The following is a 16,290-nucleotide window of genomic DNA, read 5'->3' as shown; positions in this document are numbered from 1 at the left end:
CGATAACGTTATTTGCGACCATTCCGCCTAAACGACGGGTGCACGGATCCGTGCGGCCTGAGACAGGACGGTCGCTTTAAATTGGTTAAGTCAGAGTGTGAGAGGCTTTTTGTCGCGATATGCCGCTTTCCCACTGCCTGTGATGGTACACTGCGCCCGGCGGTTAATTGGCGCAAAGTTGCCCATCGCGCCGCAATTTTCACTCTGTTTTATCATTCTCACGCAACAACGTTGCATGAGTGAGATTGATCACAGGCTTGCAGGACGAGATATATGATGAAACTTGACGCATGGGATAAAAAAATTCTTACGCTCTTGCAGCGTAATAATCGCTTGTCGCAACGGGAGATCGCCGATCGGATCAGCCTGTCTCCTTCGGCAGTCAATCGGCGTATCGCTGCACTTGAGGATGCAGGGGTGATTAAAGGCAGTGTTAGCTTAGTGGACGCCAGTAAAGTGGGAAGACCCATCACCATTATGGTGCAGGTGACCATTGAGAATGAACGTCTCGATCTGCTTGAGGAGGATAAACAGCGTTTCGTAACCTGTCCGCAAGTGCAGCAGGTCTACTATGTCACTGGCGACTTCGATTTTCTGCTCGTGATCAACGTCCGTGATATGGCGGAATACGAAGCGCTAACCCGTGAACTCTTTTTTGCCTCGGGAAATATCAAGTCTTTCCGGACCATCGTGTCGATGCAAAATGCGAAGCAGGAAATGACGGTCATTATCGAGTAAGTCGTGTAAAAGTCGAAATGGGGAGTCAAAGAACGCCCCGGAGGTGTATTTATTTCCGAAATCCACCCTTCCCTGTGCGAAATCTACTTGTCTGATGGAAGATGACAGGTAACATAGATATCCCCCCGCTGTAGGGGGAAGAGACTTTTTTATTGGACTATATAGAGAGATTATTATGAGCGTTGTGCCTGTAGCCGACGTACTCCAGGGCCGCGTTGCCGTTGACAGCGAAGTCACGGTCCGCGGATGGGTGCGTACCCGCCGAGATTCAAAAGCTGGCTTTTCATTCCTCGCCGTCTATGACGGTTCCTGCTTTGATCCTGTACAGGCCGTTATTAATAATTCTCTGCCCAATTACAATCAGGAAGTGCTGCGTCTGACCACCGGTTGCTCGGTGATTGTCACCGGTAAAGTCGTGGCTTCCCAGGGCCAAGGTCAAAGCTTTGAGATCCAGGCGACCAACGTGGAAGTGACCGGCTGGGTGGAAGACCCGGACACCTACCCGATGGCGGCCAAGCGTCACAGCATCGAGTATCTGCGTGAAGTGGCCCACCTGCGTCCGCGCACCAACCTGATCGGCGCGGTTGCCCGCGTGCGTCACACCCTGGCGCAGGCGCTGCATCGCTTCTTTGATGAGCAGGGCTTCTTCTGGGTCTCCACCCCGCTGATCACCGCCTCCGATACCGAAGGCGCCGGCGAAATGTTCCGCGTGTCGACGCTGGATCTGGAAAACCTGCCGCGTAACGATCAGGGCAAAGTCGATTTCGACAAAGACTTCTTCGGTAAAGAGTCGTTCCTGACCGTTTCCGGCCAGCTGAACGGCGAGACCTATGCCTGCGCGCTGTCGAAGATTTACACCTTCGGCCCGACCTTCCGTGCGGAAAACTCCAACACCAGCCGCCACCTGGCGGAGTTCTGGATGCTGGAGCCGGAAGTGGCCTTCGCTAACCTGAACGATGTTGCCGGCCTGGCGGAAGCGATGCTCAAGTACGTCTTTAAAGCGGTACTGGAAGAGCGCGCGGACGACATGCAGTTCTTCGCCGAGCGCGTTGATAAAGACGCTATCGACCGTCTGCAGCGCTTTATCACCGCTGATTTTGCGCAGGTGGATTATACCGACGCCGTCACTATTCTGGAAAACTGCGGCAAGCAGTTCGAGAACCCGGTGTACTGGGGCGTGGATCTCTCCTCCGAGCACGAACGTTACCTGGCTGAAGAACACTTCAAAGCGCCGGTGGTAGTGAAAAACTATCCGAAAGATATTAAAGCCTTCTACATGCGCCTTAACGAAGACGGTAAAACCGTCGCGGCAATGGACGTCCTGGCGCCGGGTATTGGCGAGATCATCGGCGGTTCCCAACGTGAAGAGCGCCTCGACGTGCTCGACGCGCGTATGGCCGAGATGGGTCTGAATAAAGAAGACTACTGGTGGTATCGCGACCTGCGCCGCTACGGCACCGTTCCACACTCCGGCTTTGGCCTGGGCTTCGAGCGTCTGATTGCCTACGTGACCGGCGTGCAGAACGTCCGCGATGTCATCCCGTTCCCGCGGACCCCGCGCAACGCGACATTCTAAATTTTTCTGACATAAACCTGAAAGGCCAGCGCAAGCTGGCCTTTTTTTATGTCAATTACTGTTATCAAAATTCAACAAACTTAAACATCAAGGCCTCGGATTCACATTTATGTTACGCACTGTTTCGGTGCATCCGGGTGATGCAGATCGCACTTTATGTTCATAACAGAGCAAAACCCCTGATAAATTTGCTCATTTTTTAACCACGCGCCGCACGTCTTGCCAAGACAAAGGCTGAATAAAAAGAAGGCGAATTCAACACACAAAATGAGCAAATTTACGCTTATCCAAATTAATCATAAATAATTCATATAGATAGATATGGGAAGGCGATTTACCTCACCATGTGGAACGGAATTTTGATTAAGTTCACAAAGTTCCCATAAATACATATTTAGTTACATGTTTTTTCTTTTTGTTACTCATATGAGATATTAGTAGCATTTTCCGGCTAGCGAAACGTTGTCGCGGATGGAAAGATGCCTTCAGACACCAAACTCTCATCAATGGTTCTGTAAGTTTTTATTGACAGAACTTATTGACGGCAGTGGCACGTGTTCATATAAAAAATATTAATGAGGGTAATAAATAATGATGAAGCGCAATATTCTGGCAGTGGTGATCCCTGCCCTGCTGGTAGCCGGTGCAGCTAACGCTGCAGAAATCTATAACAAAAACGGCAACAAACTGGACTTCTACGGAAAAATGGTCGGCGAGCACGTCTGGACCACCAATGGCAAGACCAGCAGCGACGATACCACCTACGCCTTATCGGCCTGAAAGGCGAAACCCAGATCAACGATCAGCTGACCGGCTACGGTCAGTGGGAATACAACATGGACGCCTCCAATGTTGAAGGTTCCCAGCCGACGAAAACCCGTCTGGCGTTCGCAGGTCTGAAAGCGGGCGAGTATGGTTCATTCGACTACGGCCGTAACTACGGCGCGATCTACGACGTCGAAGCAGCAACCGATATGCTGGTTGAATGGGGTGGCGACGGTTGGAACTACACCGACAACTACATGACCGGCCGTACCAACGGCGTGGCAACCTACCGTAACTCTGACTTCTTCGGTCTGGTTGACGGCCTGAGCTTCGCGCTGCAGTACCAGGGTAAAAACGACCACGACCGTTCTATCAGTAAGCAGAATGGCGACGGCTTCAGCACCGCGGCGACCTACGCGTTCGACAACGGTATCGCGCTCTCCGCAGGTTACGCTAATTCCAACCGCAGCAGCGCGCAGAAAGCTGACGGTAATGGCGACAAAGCCGAAGCCTGGGCGACCTCTGCTAAGTATGACGCCAACAACGTCTATGCAGCCGTCATGTACTCCCAGACCTACAATATGACTCCTGAGAGCAACCCGTCTGATGCACCTGCCACCGCTAAAAAGTATTTTGCAGGTAAAACTCAAAACTTTGAAGCGGTTGTACAGTATCAGTTCGACTTCGGCCTGCGTCCGTCCATCGGCTACGTGCAGACCAAAGGTAAAAATCTGCAGGCACGTCCAGGTACTGATTTCGAAGGCGGCGATGCGGATCTGGTTAAATACATTGAAGTGGGAACCTGGTACTACTTCAACAAGAACATGAACGTCTACGCTGCGTATAAATTCAACCAGCTGAGCGACAACGATTACACCAAAGCAGCTGGCGTAGCGACCGACGACCAGGCGGCCGTGGGTATCGTTTACCAGTTCTAATCTGCAGTACACCCCTTCGTGATATGCCTTCAGAGCAGGACTTCGGTCCTGCTTTTCTCTATTACTGAGGCAAAGATCGTATCTTTCGAAAACCTTCGCGCTTTTTATCGCAAACGGTTGGCAATTCGTTGTTCTCCCGTTAACCTGATAGCGGATTTCCCTTCAGTAATCACAATGGAACCTCGTCATGTTTGAGAACATTACCGCCGCCCCAGCCGACCCGATTTTAGGTCTGGCCGATCTGTTTCGTGCCGATGACCGCCCTGAAAAGATTAACCTCGGAATTGGTGTTTACAAGGATGAAACCGGTAAAACACCCGTTCTGACCAGCGTCAAAAAAGCAGAGCAGTACCTGCTGGAAAATGAAACGACTAAAAACTATCTGGGCATTGATGGTATTCCTGAATTTGGTCGCTGCACCCAGGAGCTGCTGTTCGGTAAAGGCAATGCGATTATCGCCGATAAACGCGCCCGCACCGCGCAGACCCCGGGCGGTACCGGTGCGCTGCGCGTCGCCGCCGACTTCCTCGCCAAAAACACCGACGTGAAACGCGTGTGGGTAAGCAATCCAAGCTGGCCAAACCATAAGAGTGTGTTTACCTCCGCCGGGCTGGAAGTACGTGAATATGCCTACTACGATGCGGCTAACCACGCGCTGGACTTTGATGGTCTGCTGGCCAGCCTGAACGAAGCCCAGGCAGGCGACGTGGTACTGTTCCACGGCTGCTGCCACAACCCGACCGGTATCGATCCGACGCTCGATCAGTGGCAGACGCTGGCGCAGCTGTCGGTCGAGAAAGGCTGGCTGCCGCTGTTCGATTTCGCCTACCAGGGCTTCGCCCGCGGTCTGGAAGAAGATGCTGAAGGGTTGCGCGCCTTTGCTGCTCTGCATAAAGAGCTGCTGGTCGCCAGCTCCTACTCGAAAAACTTTGGCCTGTACAACGAGCGCGTCGGCGCCTGCACCCTGGTCGCCGCCGATCAGGAGACCGTGGACCGCGCGTTCAGCCAGATGAAGTCGGTGATCCGCGCTAACTACTCCAACCCGCCAGCGCACGGCGCGTCCGTGGTCGCGACCATCCTGAGCAACGATGCGCTGCGGGCAATCTGGGAGCAGGAGCTGACCGATATGCGCCAGCGCATCCAGCGTATGCGCCTGCTGTTCGTCAACACCCTGCAGGAGAAAGGCGCGAGCCGCGACTTCAGCTTTATCAGCAAGCAGAACGGTATGTTCTCGTTCAGCGGCCTGACTAAAGAGCAAGTGCTGCGTCTGCGTGAAGAGTTCGCCATCTATGCGGTCGCGTCCGGCCGTATCAACGTGGCCGGCATGACGCCTGACAACATGGCGCCGCTGTGTGAAGCCATCGTCGCCGTGCTGTAAGCGATATTATTCGCTATAAAGAAAAAGGCCGCGAATGCGGCCTTTTTTACGTTCGCGTCAGGTCGGTTACCAGACCGGCATCTCATCCTGCAGGAACGGGTTGTTGCGGCGTTCCTCACCCAGCGTCGACAGCGGACCATGGCCGGGAATAAAGGTCACGTCATCGCCCAGCGGCAACAGCTTATCCTTAATGGCCGCGATCAGCTGTCCATGGTCGCCGCGTGGAAAATCACTGCGCCCCACCCCGCCTTTGAAAATCACATCTCCGGAAATGAGCAGTCGGGAAGCGTCATCAAAGAAGACCACGTGACCCGGCGTATGGCCCGGGCAGTGCAGTACCCGCAGCGCCACATTCCCCACATTAACCACATCGCCTTCATTGAGCCAGCGATCCGGACGCAGCGGCTGGCAATCCTCCAGGCCGAACATCCGGCTTTGCGCCGGTAATCCTTCCAGCCAGAACTCATCTTCTTTTTCCGGACCAATAACCGGTACGCCATAATGCTGCGCCAGTTCCGCAGCGGCGCCGACGTGATCGAGATGGCCATGCGTCAGCAGGATCTGCATCAGCGTGACGCCAGCCTCCGCCACCACCGCTTTGATACGTTCAGCATCGCCGCCAGGATCGACCAGCGCCGCCAGCCGGGTTTGTTCGCACCAGATAAGAGAACAGTTCTGCGCGAACGCGGTAACCGGAATAATACGATAGTTCATGACGCTCCTTTCGTTACCAGTGCCTTACGGGACCGGTATCAATATGCACAAAGTTACTACGTGGGTAATATCCTACACCACCTGCGCGCATAGATAACGCCGCTTTGCGAATATTGCTTAACGAAATACCTTCAATATGGAAATCCATTGCCTGCCCCTTGGTGTGATAGCTGTGCTTTGCTACACCACGGCTTCGTGCGCGTAGCTCATCATTGGTATCGAGGGAACGATAGCCAGAGATAAGCTGGACAGGTTTGTTGGTGCCAAGTAGTCCCTGCAACCGATAAAGATGATCGAACAGATTTGGATCGATGGACTTAATTTTATTCGCGCGGTAATCACGGAAAAAATGGTTAAGTCTTGCTAATTCATCCTGAATATAGCCTCTGCCATCGAAAAACTCCGCCTTGAGTGATTCACCAGTATGCAGGTTATTCAGCGTCAAAATACGCGGACGGGGGGTCGAGAGGGTGGCAAATGCCGGCGCAGGGAGAATGGCGGCAGCACCCAGCGCAGCACCACCCAACGCCAGCAATCTGCGGCGATTAGCGTCAAATTTGTCCATGATAATCAGGTCTACAGTCAATGAATCGTTATATACTTTTTCCGCTTTGCGCGATGCTGAACCCCAGCACGCCATCGCTCGCCACAGCCGTGATGCTGCCCGGCAAAAGAGAGCGTTCGCGCTGACTGCGTCACGCATTGAGCGGAATGATATGTATATGCACTTCTGGCGCACGAAAGGCACCTTACCGGGCATTATTGCCAACGTCAAGGCAGCCTCACCCCAGGAAAATCGGGCGCTGCAGAGGAGCAGCGCCCTTTTTTACCCAGTGCTAGGACAACAAAATCCATTGAACTACTTCATTTACCTGATTAATTGCTCAGCTTTCGTCAGAATTTGTGCGCTGGATCGCGCGGTGATATCGTAATTGTAAATATCTGTTCGATATTGTGTACGTCCATCAGCGTCCACAAACGCCGTTAAGTAATATAAATTCACCGGTATATTTTGCCGAATATTGACATAGCGCGTGTCCCCTTGCTTCAGGGCATCGGAAATACGCGTGTCGTTCCAGCCCGCATCCTGCAGCAGCATATTGGCCAGCTCCGAAGCCTTATTCACCCTCACACAGCCGGAACTGAGCGCACGAACATCCTTCTGGAACAGGTTATGGTTCGGCGTATCGTGCAGGTAGATGGCATCGGAGCTCGGCATATTGAACTTGTAGCGTCCGAGCGAGTTACGCGCTCCGGGCGCCTGCTGAAAACGGAACGGTAAGTTGTTCTCGGTGATGGTCGACCAGTCGACCCGATAAGGATCGATGGTCTCTTTACTGTTCCAGCCGCGCATGACGGTGTAGCCATGCTGCTCAAGATAGCCCGGATTGTTACGCACCTTCGGCAGGATATCTTTGCGCGCCAGGGTTGGCGGCACGTTCCATGGCGGATTGACCACCACGTTATTCAGCGCGCTGCTCATCATTGGCGTTTTGCGATCCGGACGCCCCACAATTACCCGCGAGGCCAGCACCTGGCTGCCGTCCTGGTAATAGACCAGCGAGAACGCCGGAATATTGACCATAATGCCGGTGGACAGTTTGCCCGGCAGTAAGCGTAAACGCTGAATGTTCAGGGCCAGCACCCCTGCGCGCTGCGCGGAAGAGACGTTGAGCCAGTCGCGAGTCGACTGGCCGATGACGCCATCCGCCCCCAGCCCCTGCATCGCCTGGAAGCGCTTAACCCCCTCCACCAGCTGGCGATCGTACACGCCGCGCGCCGCAGGTTTGCTCTTTTTCTTCGCCGACGGGCTCACCACATCGCCGGGCAGAACGATATTGGCGGTATCGTCCAGCATTCCGGTACGCTGGAGGATCTCGCGCAGGGCGCCGATATCATTGCTCCATTCGCCGGGGCGCAGCGAGCCGCTGCCGGTCATCTGCGGCCATGGGCGAGAATCAGCCACTAGCGCCAGCAGCGACTGATGCATGGCTTCATACTGCGGATGATGCGGCGCCAGGCCGGCGATAAACGCCGGCAGGGAGCCATTGTCCAGCGCCAGCTGCCACTGGTTAATCACCGACAGCGGCGGGGTCGCCATCTTGTACGGCGTTGAACTGTACAACCAGCGGGTCCCCTGGGTGGGGATGCCGCTGATAAAGTGCAGATAGCCCATCATGGCGTCCGACAGCACCACATCGCGCGCCATGCCGCTGACGGCGGGATCGGTCAGCAGGCTGACCCAGGTGGTAAACTGCGGCTGAAAACCGGCGATGGCGATCTCCGCCAGCTGCTGCTGGAACGCCTGCACTGCCTCGCGGTTTTCCCACATCGGTTTCATATCCCTGGCGGCGTACAGCGACACCAGCGGATTCATAAAGACGGGTTTGTACCCTGCCGGCAACAGCGCCTCGATCTGGGCGCGGCTGTTTGCCGCCGCCTCCATCGACAGCGGCTGCTCACCGGCCAGCTTCGCGACCGCCGGCGATTGCCCATCGCTTTGCGCCAGCGCGGCGGAAACCTCGGCGGGCGCCGCAGAACTGTCGCCGGGTACGACTTCAGGCTCTTCGGCCTGGACATTGAACAGCGGAGCAAATGCCAGTGCCAGGCTCAGGCTGAGCGCTGACAATGGACGACCATACCGTTTCTTTAGCAACATCCCTTGCCCCCTGTTGTCACACATTGCTGCCCACAAAAATGGGGCTCTTTTTTCAGTATATAAAGATGAAAAGGCTTTTGCCTTACCTAATGTAAAGAAGTTTAAAGATTATACCACCCTCGCATACCGGGCTGGATAGAAAAAAAGGGCAACATAACGTTGCCCTCTTCACCGCTTAGCCGCCAGAATGTAGCCGCAGCCTCAGGAGGCGTCGGCTGTTCCCGGCAGCGCTTCCGGCAGCGGCGCGGCAAACCCGCGCAGCCCCACCACGTGGACGTGTTCGTGATTATTGAACACCTTACGCACCAGTTTATAGGTGGTGCCTTTCTCCGGACTGATGTTCTCCGGCGCCGCGATAATCAGCTGCATCTCCAGACGTTCGCACAGCTCGAACAGCGTGGCGATGGAGCGGGCGTCGAGACGCGCCGCTTCATCGAGGAACAGCAGACGGCAAGGCGAGATATCCTTGCCGCGCAGGCGGCGGGATTCATCTTCCCAGCTCTGGACGACCATCACCAGAATCGACATCCCGGTACCGATCGCTTCCCCAGTGGACAGCGCGCCGGACTCCGCGCGCAGCCAGCCGTCGGAGCCGCGGTTAACTTCCACTTCCATCTCCAGATAGTTGCGGTAGTCGAGCAGCTCTTCGCCGATGGTTTGCGGCGTGCGCTGCCCCATGTCGATCTGCGGATTCAGGCGCTGATAGAGCTTGGCCAGCGCTTCCGAGAAGGTCAGGCGGTTGCTGTTGAACAGATCCTGATGCTGTTCATGCTGCTCGGAGAGCACATCAAGCAGCGTCGAGTGGGTCTCGCGCACGTTGACGTTCAGACGCACGCTGTTGACCTGGCCGAAGGAGACGCTCTGCAATCCCTGGTTGAGCATTCGGATACGGTTCTGCTCGCGCTGAATGGTTTTGCGAATGATGTTGGCCACGCTGCGGGAGCTGATGGCCAGCTTCTGTTCGCGGTTTGTCAGCTCTTCGGTCAGGCGGCTGAGCTCAATCTCCATCTGCTCGATCGCTTCCACCGGATCATCGGTGCGGATAATATCCTGGCGGATACGCTCGCGCAGATGCTGGTAGACGGCAACGAAGAACTGAATTTTGCGCTCCGGGCGCTTCGGATCTTCCGAGATACGCAGCACGTCGCGCAGATGTTCGTTATCGGCGACCGCCAGACGCAGCGCACCGAGCGCCTTATCCGACATGGAGCGCAGCTCGTCGGCGGAGAGATAGGCCAGCTCGCGGCGGTGCAGACGACGCTCGACGCCGTTGTCTTTCACCAGGCGCATCACCGCGCACCAGCCCGCCTTGGCGGTCACCACCTGCTCGCGCATTTCGCAGTAATCGCGCTCCAGCTTGCGCAGTTTGCGGGTCAGGTTGTCCATTTCCGCTTCGCAGAAGGTCAACGCTTTCTCCAGCTGATTGCGACGGGAGCGGTTATTGCTCAGCTGCATGTGCAGCTCATCGCGACGCGCACGGGCACGCTCTTCCGCGCCGGCATCGGCGCGCACGCCAATGTCCTGCAGCTCTTTATACAGATCGTTGAGCAGCTCTTTCTTGGTGTCATACGAGCTCTTCAGCGAGGCCAGCACCTGATTGTACTGGCTAAGCTGCGCCGCGTGGGCACGCATCGCGTCGCGCGCGCGGCTGCGTTCGGTTTCCGCCTGCTCCAGGCGCTGGCGCAGTTTCTCGTTGAGATCGCTGTTGCCGCTGAGCATTTCCGCCGAATCGGAGTAGCTGAAGTGGGCCCGGCGCTGGACGACTTCCGCCAGGGCAAAAGCCTGCTGGCGCGCATCGCGCTGGGTCTGCTGCGCATAGGCGTAATCTTCTTTCAGCTGCTCAAACTGCTCCGGATCGCTCTGCAGCACCGAAACAATCGGCTCCAGCTTCGCCAGCTGGTTGCCGTGCTGCTGAATAAAGCGCGCGGCCTCCTGCGCTTCGTCCAGACGTTCCTGGATCTCATCCACGCGGTCGGCCAGCGTATCATCCGCCAGCAGATTCAGGCGTGGCAGCAGGCGGTTGAGCGCCGACACGCCCTCTTTCGCCTGCTCATACTGCACGCGGTTCTGTTGGTTATCGCTTTCATGGGCGCTCAGCGCGCGCTCCAGCTCGCCGCGGCGGCTGTTGAGTTTGCGGATCTCTTCTTCCGGATCGTCCTCAAAGGCCACTGCCAGATGGCTGCCAATGAAGCGGCTAAAGGCCTGATGCAGACGCTGAGTTTTCTGCACGTCAAACGACAGGGTCGCAAAACGCTCGGACAGCGATTCACGCTCGGCATGCAGGGTTTCAATGCGGTTTTCACGCGCGGCGCGGCCAAACAGCGGCAGCGACGGGAAGCGCGAATAACGCCACTGGCGGTCGGCGATCTTCACCACCACCGCTTTTTCCAGCTCATCCACGCTGAATACGCTATCGTCAAAGGACTGCGGATCGCCTTCGATCAGATAGAGATCTTCCGGACAATCTTCCAGTCCTTCAAGCTGCTCGGCAACCTGCGACAGATCCGGCACCACGATGGCATGGCGCGACGGACCGTACAGCGCGGAGAAGTACGGCGCATCGTCAAGGCTGACATCATCGTAGATCTCGGACAGCAGAACGCCGCCGAACCGTTCCGCCAGCGCGTTGAGGCGCGGATCTTCCGAACCGCCCGGCTGGCTGAGACGCTCAATTTCTTCGTCGATGGCGCGCTTGCGGGCACCGACCTCGTCACGTTCAACGATAGCTTCGCGCTCGCGCTCCAGCAGCTGCTGCAGGTATTCGGTAACCTCCTGGCCGGACTCAAACTGCTCACCGCTCTGCTCGCACAGCTGGTTAAGGCTGTTCTGCGCCGCCAGCCAGACCGGCGCCCGGCGCATCAGCGTCTGAGTGCGCGACTGCAGCTGCTCCAGTTCCTGGCGCAGGGTCATGCGCTGTTCCTGCGCGTTAGAAACGCTGTCGGCCAGCGAAGCGATGCGCGCTTCCAGCTCCTGATGCAGCGTTTCCAGATCGTCGATATCGTAGCGTTTGCCCTGCCGTTTGCAGAACTCAGCCAGCTGGCGCTCGGCGTCCTGCTGCTCGCGCAGGCGCTGCTCCAGCTCGTTGAGGCGGCTACGCAGCCCCTGCGCCTGCTCGGCCTGGTGACGCTGGTTCACGCCGTCGCGCAGCAATTCGCGCGCCACGTCCCAGGCTTCATTGCGCGCCAGCGGGCCGTTAATCGCCGCCACCAGCTGGTAGGCCTGTTCAAACTGGCTGTGCGCGGTTTGCGCCACGCTCATTTTCTGTTCCAGCGACAGCATTTTCTCCGTCGCTTCCTGCTCTTTCGCCTGGAAGGTTTCCAGCCACTCGTCGGCGCTCTCGGGCGTCAGATCCGGCAGATGGCACAGCGCCTTCGCGCGCTCCAGCGCCTGCAGCGCCTGGTTATACTGAATGGCGCGGGTCTGCTGCACGTCGAGCGCCTGCTGATAGTCGGCGAGCTGGTTTTTCAGCTCATCCACTTCCAGCTCGGCGGCCTCGGCACGGGCTTCGTTCTCTTCCTGGCGATCGATGGCTTCCGCCACCACTTCGTTCTGCTCTTCCAGACGGATCTGCAGCTCGTCGAGATCCGCTTCGTAGCGCTCGATTTTTTCCTGCTGACGCAGTGCGGTCTGCACCAGGTTCAGGTGATCGCTGGCGGCCTGGTAATCCGCTTCCAGATCGCCTTCTGCGCCGTTATGCTCCTGCAGCTCGCGCGCCATGTCGACGTGCTTATACTGCTCTGCCGCCAGCTGCGAACGCGAGGTAAAGAGATCGCGACGATACTCCAGCGCCTTATCAAGATGAATGCGCCGCTCGTTGGCGTGACGCATATAGTCCGCCGCCACGTAGTTGGTGGCTTCGCTGATCAGGTGTTTGAACAGATCGCGATCGGACTGGGTGACGCGGATCGCCTCGAGGGTCATGCGGTTTTCCCGCAGCGCCGCTTCCATATCCTGGAATGCCTTACGCACGCCGCTATTTTCCGGCAACAGGTAGTCGCGCAGCGAGCGGGTAATGGTGCTGGAGATCCCGCCGTACAGCGAGGCCTCGATCAGGCGATAGTATTTACTTCGATCGGAGGCCGAACGCAGACGACGCGCCACCACGCCCAGGTCGAACATCAGCGAGTGATACTCGGTGATCGAGTTGAACTGCTTAAACTGGACCCCTTCCATCGCCTCGAGCTTGTCTTTCAGCTCATTGAGACTGACCACGCGCGCCTGGCGATCGTTCAGCGTTTCGGTTAACAGCTGGGTCGGCAGGATAGCGGTGGGCAGCCCCTGAATGGCGAAAGGCTTGATATCGACTTTGCGATCGCGCCCGGCAACCTGCTGCAGACGCACGCCGACCACCACGCGCTGATGGCGGGAGTTGATGACGTCGAGCACGGAGTAACAGACCCCGGCTCGCAGCTTCCCGTGCAGGCCTTTATCGCGTGAGCCGCTGGTGGCCCCCGCTTCGGTGGTGTTACGGAAGTGCAGCAGGGTTAAATCGGGGATCAGCGCCGTGACGAAGGCCGCCATGGTCGTCGACTTACCGGCGCCGTTCCCCCCGGAGAGGGTGGTGACCAGTTCATCAAGATCAAAGGTCCGGGCAAAGAAACCGTTCCAGTTAACCAGCGTCAGCGAGCGAAACTTACCGCGTTCAATCATTACTCTTCCTCCCCGCTATCCGGCTGGTTCTCTTCATTCTCATCATTGAGCTGCAGGTGATTTTCCAGGGCCATCGCTTCCCCGTCGCGGATCAGGCGGCGCTGCGCCTCGCGTGGGTCGTCGCCGGCGCGCACATCGGCGCCAAAGCGGAATACCGATTCGGTAATACGGAACTTGCTGCTGTCATGGCCCATAAACCACACCATCCCCAGACGGCGCAGGCGGTTAAGCGACGCGCGCATTTTTTCCTGCAGCTTCTGGCGGTCCAGATCCGAACCGGTGGAACGGTTGTTGACCAGCTTCAGCAGCCTGGATTCATCCGCCAGGGTCAGCAGCTCGTCATACAGCTCCTGCTGGGTGAAAATCCCTTCATTTGCCAGGCGCTCCGGGCTGAGATAGAGATAGCAAAGAATTTTGCCCACCATCATATCCAGTTCGGACAGCACCGAGCGTGAAATCAGGGTTGTGGAACGCGGGCGAAGGTAGAAGAAGCCCTCCGGCGCACGGATCAGCTCGACGTTATAGCGAGCATAAAACTCTTCCAGATAATCCTGGAAATCCATCAAAAATGCGTGATTATCCAGCTCGTCGAGGCCGATATGTCGGCCCGCGCGCAGGGCGCTGTCCAGCGCCGGAAATAACGGATTGGCCAACGCCTGCGCCAGCTTAACCGGCATCACTTGTTCAATATTTGTCAATGACATGCGCCTGTACCTTGGCTCCGTAATCATTAATCGGCTGCCATTTGGCTGGCAGTCCGGTGAAATCTGCCTGGGCGACGCCCAGCTGTACCGCCTGATCCACGACGATCCGCGCCACGTCAAAGTGACGCCCGCGCGGATATTGCGCCAGGAACTCCCGCGCCACCAGGCCGAGATCCAGCGGTATTCCTTTCTCTTTATAGACCGCCAGCTGCGCTTCGATCAGCGCCGCCAGCTGCTCGCGAATTTCGTTAAACTCTTCAAATTCAAGGTCCGCAGGCAGCTCGCCGGTGACCTCTTCATCGCGCAGGGCCATCTCCTCGTCGCGCATATCCAGCAGACGGTCGGCGTTGGCGTAAGTCAGCGCCCACGGCTCATCAAAATAGGTCTGTACCGACTGGCGCAGACGCTGAGCGAAGACGCGGTTCTTATCCATATCGATAGCGGTACGGATAAACTTGTGCACGTGGCGGTCATAGCCGATCCACAGGTCAATCGCCTGCTGGCCCCAGCTGACGATGCGGTCGAGCTTGCTTTGCAGATCGAACACCAGCCGGTCGACAAAATGGAGATCGTCGCGCGCCATGGTCGAATCCTGAATGCGCAGCAGATTCGCCTGCAGCTTATCTCCCGCCGCATCCAGCGTATCCTGCAGTTCACGCAGGGTACCGGAAGTTTCCGACAGCAACAGTTCACAGCTGGAAATCGCCGCGCGCCAGTCTTTGTTCAACAGCTGCGCGATATCGTCTTTTACCAGCTGCTGCTGCTCATCCATGATGCGCTGCGTCAGGTCGATGCTGTCGAAAATTTCCGCTACCGAATACTTCAGCGGGGCAAAAACGTTGCGATGCCAGTGAAACTCATCGCCGCCCTCTTCTGCCGCGTCCGCCGCGCGCTTCAGCTCGCCGGCGACGATCGACAACTGCATCGAGAGACGCAGCGTCGAAAATTCGCGCTGCCGGATATAATAATCGGTGATCCCGATCCCCAACGGCGTCAGACGATAGATTGCATTGCCTTCGGTAATTTCGCTGGTAAAGCGGTTCAGCAGACGCTGGCGCACCAAATCGTTGATGGCGTTATTGGCGCGCTGGCTGATGGTTTCGCTGGTCTGCTCAAACGCATCACTCACGTGGCGGAACGCATCCACCAGTTCTCCCTCGCTCATTTCTCCTTCCAGCCGTTCGCCATTCAGGGTGGCGATCGCCAGCAGGAAAGAGAGCCTGTCGACCGGCAGCGAGATAGAAAAATCATTTTTCCTGGCCCAGGCAACCAGTTCGGGGACTGTCTGGGAAAATTCACTCATACTTTATCCTTGCATCTGCGGCTATGAGCCTGGCTCTTAAGCGCGGTGACATGAATATAACGACCCAGGCTGAGGTACGGCTCCTGACGACAGTAGCGCGTCTCCAGCTCCAGCAGCGCCGCATAGCTGTCATGCTGTTGGCGTTTTTCACGCAGATAATCATGAAACACCCGCACGCCGGTTTTGCTGACAATTTGCCAGCCAATCTCTTCCAGCCAGTGATAAACCTGCTGCGGCTCACGCGGATAATCCGGCGACAGCGTGCGTTTTTTCTTTTTTGGCATGCCCAGTTGTACGTAATCGAAATTACCGGCAACCATATTGTGCATCAGCAGGCCGTTAGCATTGTAGAACATCAACGACAAGCCGCCGCCAGGACGCAGCGTCGACCACAGGGTACGCAGCACCGCCTGGGGCTCCGCCACCCACTCCAGCACCGCATGAAACAGTACCAGATCGACCGGGCTTTCCAAGTGCTGCGCAATATCCTGAGCCGCGCATTGTACAAAATGCATGTTGTCGATCACACCTTTATCGACAGCAGCCTGGCGGGCGCGGGCCACCATTTCAGCGGAGAGATCGCACAGCGTCACGTGATGGCCCAGTTGCGCCACTTTAATGGCCGTTTGCCCTTCGCCGCCGCCGGCATCCAGTACCCTCAGCGGTCCCGGCCCCAGCTGCGCCAGCAGCGGCTCCAGATCCTGCCAGAGGATCGCCTGGCGCAGCTGGCCTTTTGTGGTGCCGTAAATATTGCGCGAAAACTTTTCAGCAATGTCATCGAAATTGCGATCCTGCACGGGCGACTCCACAAGCCAACACAAAACCGCTATTTTGTCATACCCGCGCCGAGAATGAAGCGATCTGT

Annotated in this window: 10 protein-coding genes and 1 pseudogene; 4 read left to right on the top strand and 7 right to left on the bottom strand. The window is 56.9% G+C overall.

Annotated elements, in window-relative coordinates:
• Window positions 1-276 precede the first annotated feature (276 nt).
• From ACOI7Z_RS02490 to ACOI7Z_RS02475, 4 genes and pseudogenes are all read left to right on the top strand, one after another.
• A complete protein-coding gene (locus tag ACOI7Z_RS02490; protein WP_002898209.1) occupies window positions 277-738 on the top strand; it encodes an Lrp/AsnC family transcriptional regulator in 462 nt (153 codons plus the stop codon).
• A 175-nt stretch (window positions 739-913) separates the two neighbouring features.
• Entirely contained in the window at window positions 914-2,314 is a 1,401-nt protein-coding gene (gene asnS, locus ACOI7Z_RS02485; protein ID WP_017899452.1) for an asparagine--tRNA ligase, read from the top strand.
• A gap of 591 nt (window positions 2,315-2,905) precedes the next feature.
• Window positions 2,906-4,017, top strand: a pseudogene (locus tag ACOI7Z_RS02480) (porin).
• A gap of 187 nt (window positions 4,018-4,204) precedes the next feature.
• Window positions 4,205-5,395, top strand: a complete 1,191-nt coding sequence (locus tag ACOI7Z_RS02475) for an amino acid aminotransferase (protein ID WP_017899450.1) — start codon at window positions 4,205-4,207, stop codon at window positions 5,393-5,395.
• A 66-nt stretch (window positions 5,396-5,461) separates the two neighbouring features.
• Here ACOI7Z_RS02475 and ACOI7Z_RS02470 read toward each other — a convergent pair whose 3' ends face one another.
• From ACOI7Z_RS02470 to cmoM, 7 genes are all read right to left on the bottom strand, one after another.
• Window positions 5,462-6,109 (bottom strand): MBL fold metallo-hydrolase, encoded by a 648-nt coding sequence (locus ACOI7Z_RS02470; protein ID WP_023289031.1) that lies wholly within the window; start codon window positions 6,107-6,109, stop codon window positions 5,462-5,464.
• Between the two features lie 13 nt (window positions 6,110-6,122).
• Window positions 6,123-6,674 (bottom strand): YcbK family protein, encoded by a 552-nt coding sequence (locus ACOI7Z_RS02465; protein WP_004201403.1) that lies wholly within the window; start codon window positions 6,672-6,674, stop codon window positions 6,123-6,125.
• 303 nt (window positions 6,675-6,977) lie between these two features.
• Window positions 6,978-8,768, bottom strand: a complete 1,791-nt coding sequence (ldtD, locus tag ACOI7Z_RS02460; protein WP_044521923.1) for a L,D-transpeptidase — start codon at window positions 8,766-8,768, stop codon at window positions 6,978-6,980.
• Between the two features lie 201 nt (window positions 8,769-8,969).
• Window positions 8,970-13,418: a chromosome partition protein MukB gene (gene mukB, locus ACOI7Z_RS02455; protein ID WP_023289028.1), complete on the bottom strand. Its 4,449-nt coding sequence runs from the start codon at window positions 13,416-13,418 to the stop codon at window positions 8,970-8,972.
• Entirely contained in the window at window positions 13,418-14,122 is a 705-nt protein-coding gene (gene mukE / locus ACOI7Z_RS02450) for a chromosome partition protein MukE (protein ID WP_004150840.1), read from the bottom strand. Before mukE ends, mukB begins: the two co-directional genes overlap by 1 nt.
• Window positions 14,103-15,425: a chromosome partition protein MukF gene (mukF, locus tag ACOI7Z_RS02445; protein ID WP_002898189.1), complete on the bottom strand. Its 1,323-nt coding sequence runs from the start codon at window positions 15,423-15,425 to the stop codon at window positions 14,103-14,105. Before mukF ends, mukE begins: the two co-directional genes overlap by 20 nt.
• A complete protein-coding gene (gene cmoM, locus ACOI7Z_RS02440) occupies window positions 15,422-16,222 on the bottom strand; it encodes a tRNA uridine 5-oxyacetic acid(34) methyltransferase CmoM (RefSeq protein WP_017899447.1) in 801 nt (266 codons plus the stop codon). The genes mukF and cmoM overlap by 4 nt, the downstream gene beginning before the upstream one ends.
• Window positions 16,223-16,290 lie beyond the last annotated feature (68 nt).

Origin of the sequence: Klebsiella sp. C283 (genome assembly GCF_048822555.1) — a bacterium.
Lineage (GTDB): Bacteria > Pseudomonadota > Gammaproteobacteria > Enterobacterales > Enterobacteriaceae > Klebsiella > Klebsiella quasipneumoniae.
Note: the sequence above shows the minus strand (reverse complement) of the source record. Positions and strands in the feature narration are given on the sequence as shown.

Bases quoted from the DNA above. Each gene is read 5' to 3' on its own strand.
- mukE (WP_004150840.1), bottom strand. From the start codon at position 14,122: ATGTCATTGACAAATATTGAACAAGTGATGCCGGTTAAGCTGGCGCAG.
- mukB (WP_023289028.1), bottom strand. From the start codon at position 13,418: ATGATTGAACGCGGTAAGTTTCGCTCGCTGACGCTGGTTAACTGGAAC.
- ACOI7Z_RS02475 (WP_017899450.1), top strand. From the start codon at position 4,205: ATGTTTGAGAACATTACCGCCGCCCCAGCCGACCCGATTTTAGGTCTG.
- ldtD (WP_044521923.1), bottom strand. From the start codon at position 8,768: ATGTTGCTAAAGAAACGGTATGGTCGTCCATTGTCAGCGCTCAGCCTG.
- asnS (WP_017899452.1), top strand. From the start codon at position 914: ATGAGCGTTGTGCCTGTAGCCGACGTACTCCAGGGCCGCGTTGCCGTT.
- ACOI7Z_RS02470 (WP_023289031.1), bottom strand. From the start codon at position 6,109: ATGAACTATCGTATTATTCCGGTTACCGCGTTCGCGCAGAACTGTTCT.
- ACOI7Z_RS02465 (WP_004201403.1), bottom strand. From the start codon at position 6,674: ATGGACAAATTTGACGCTAATCGCCGCAGATTGCTGGCGTTGGGTGGT.
- mukF (WP_002898189.1), bottom strand. From the start codon at position 15,425: ATGAGTGAATTTTCCCAGACAGTCCCCGAACTGGTTGCCTGGGCCAGG.
- ACOI7Z_RS02490 (WP_002898209.1), top strand. From the start codon at position 277: ATGAAACTTGACGCATGGGATAAAAAAATTCTTACGCTCTTGCAGCGT.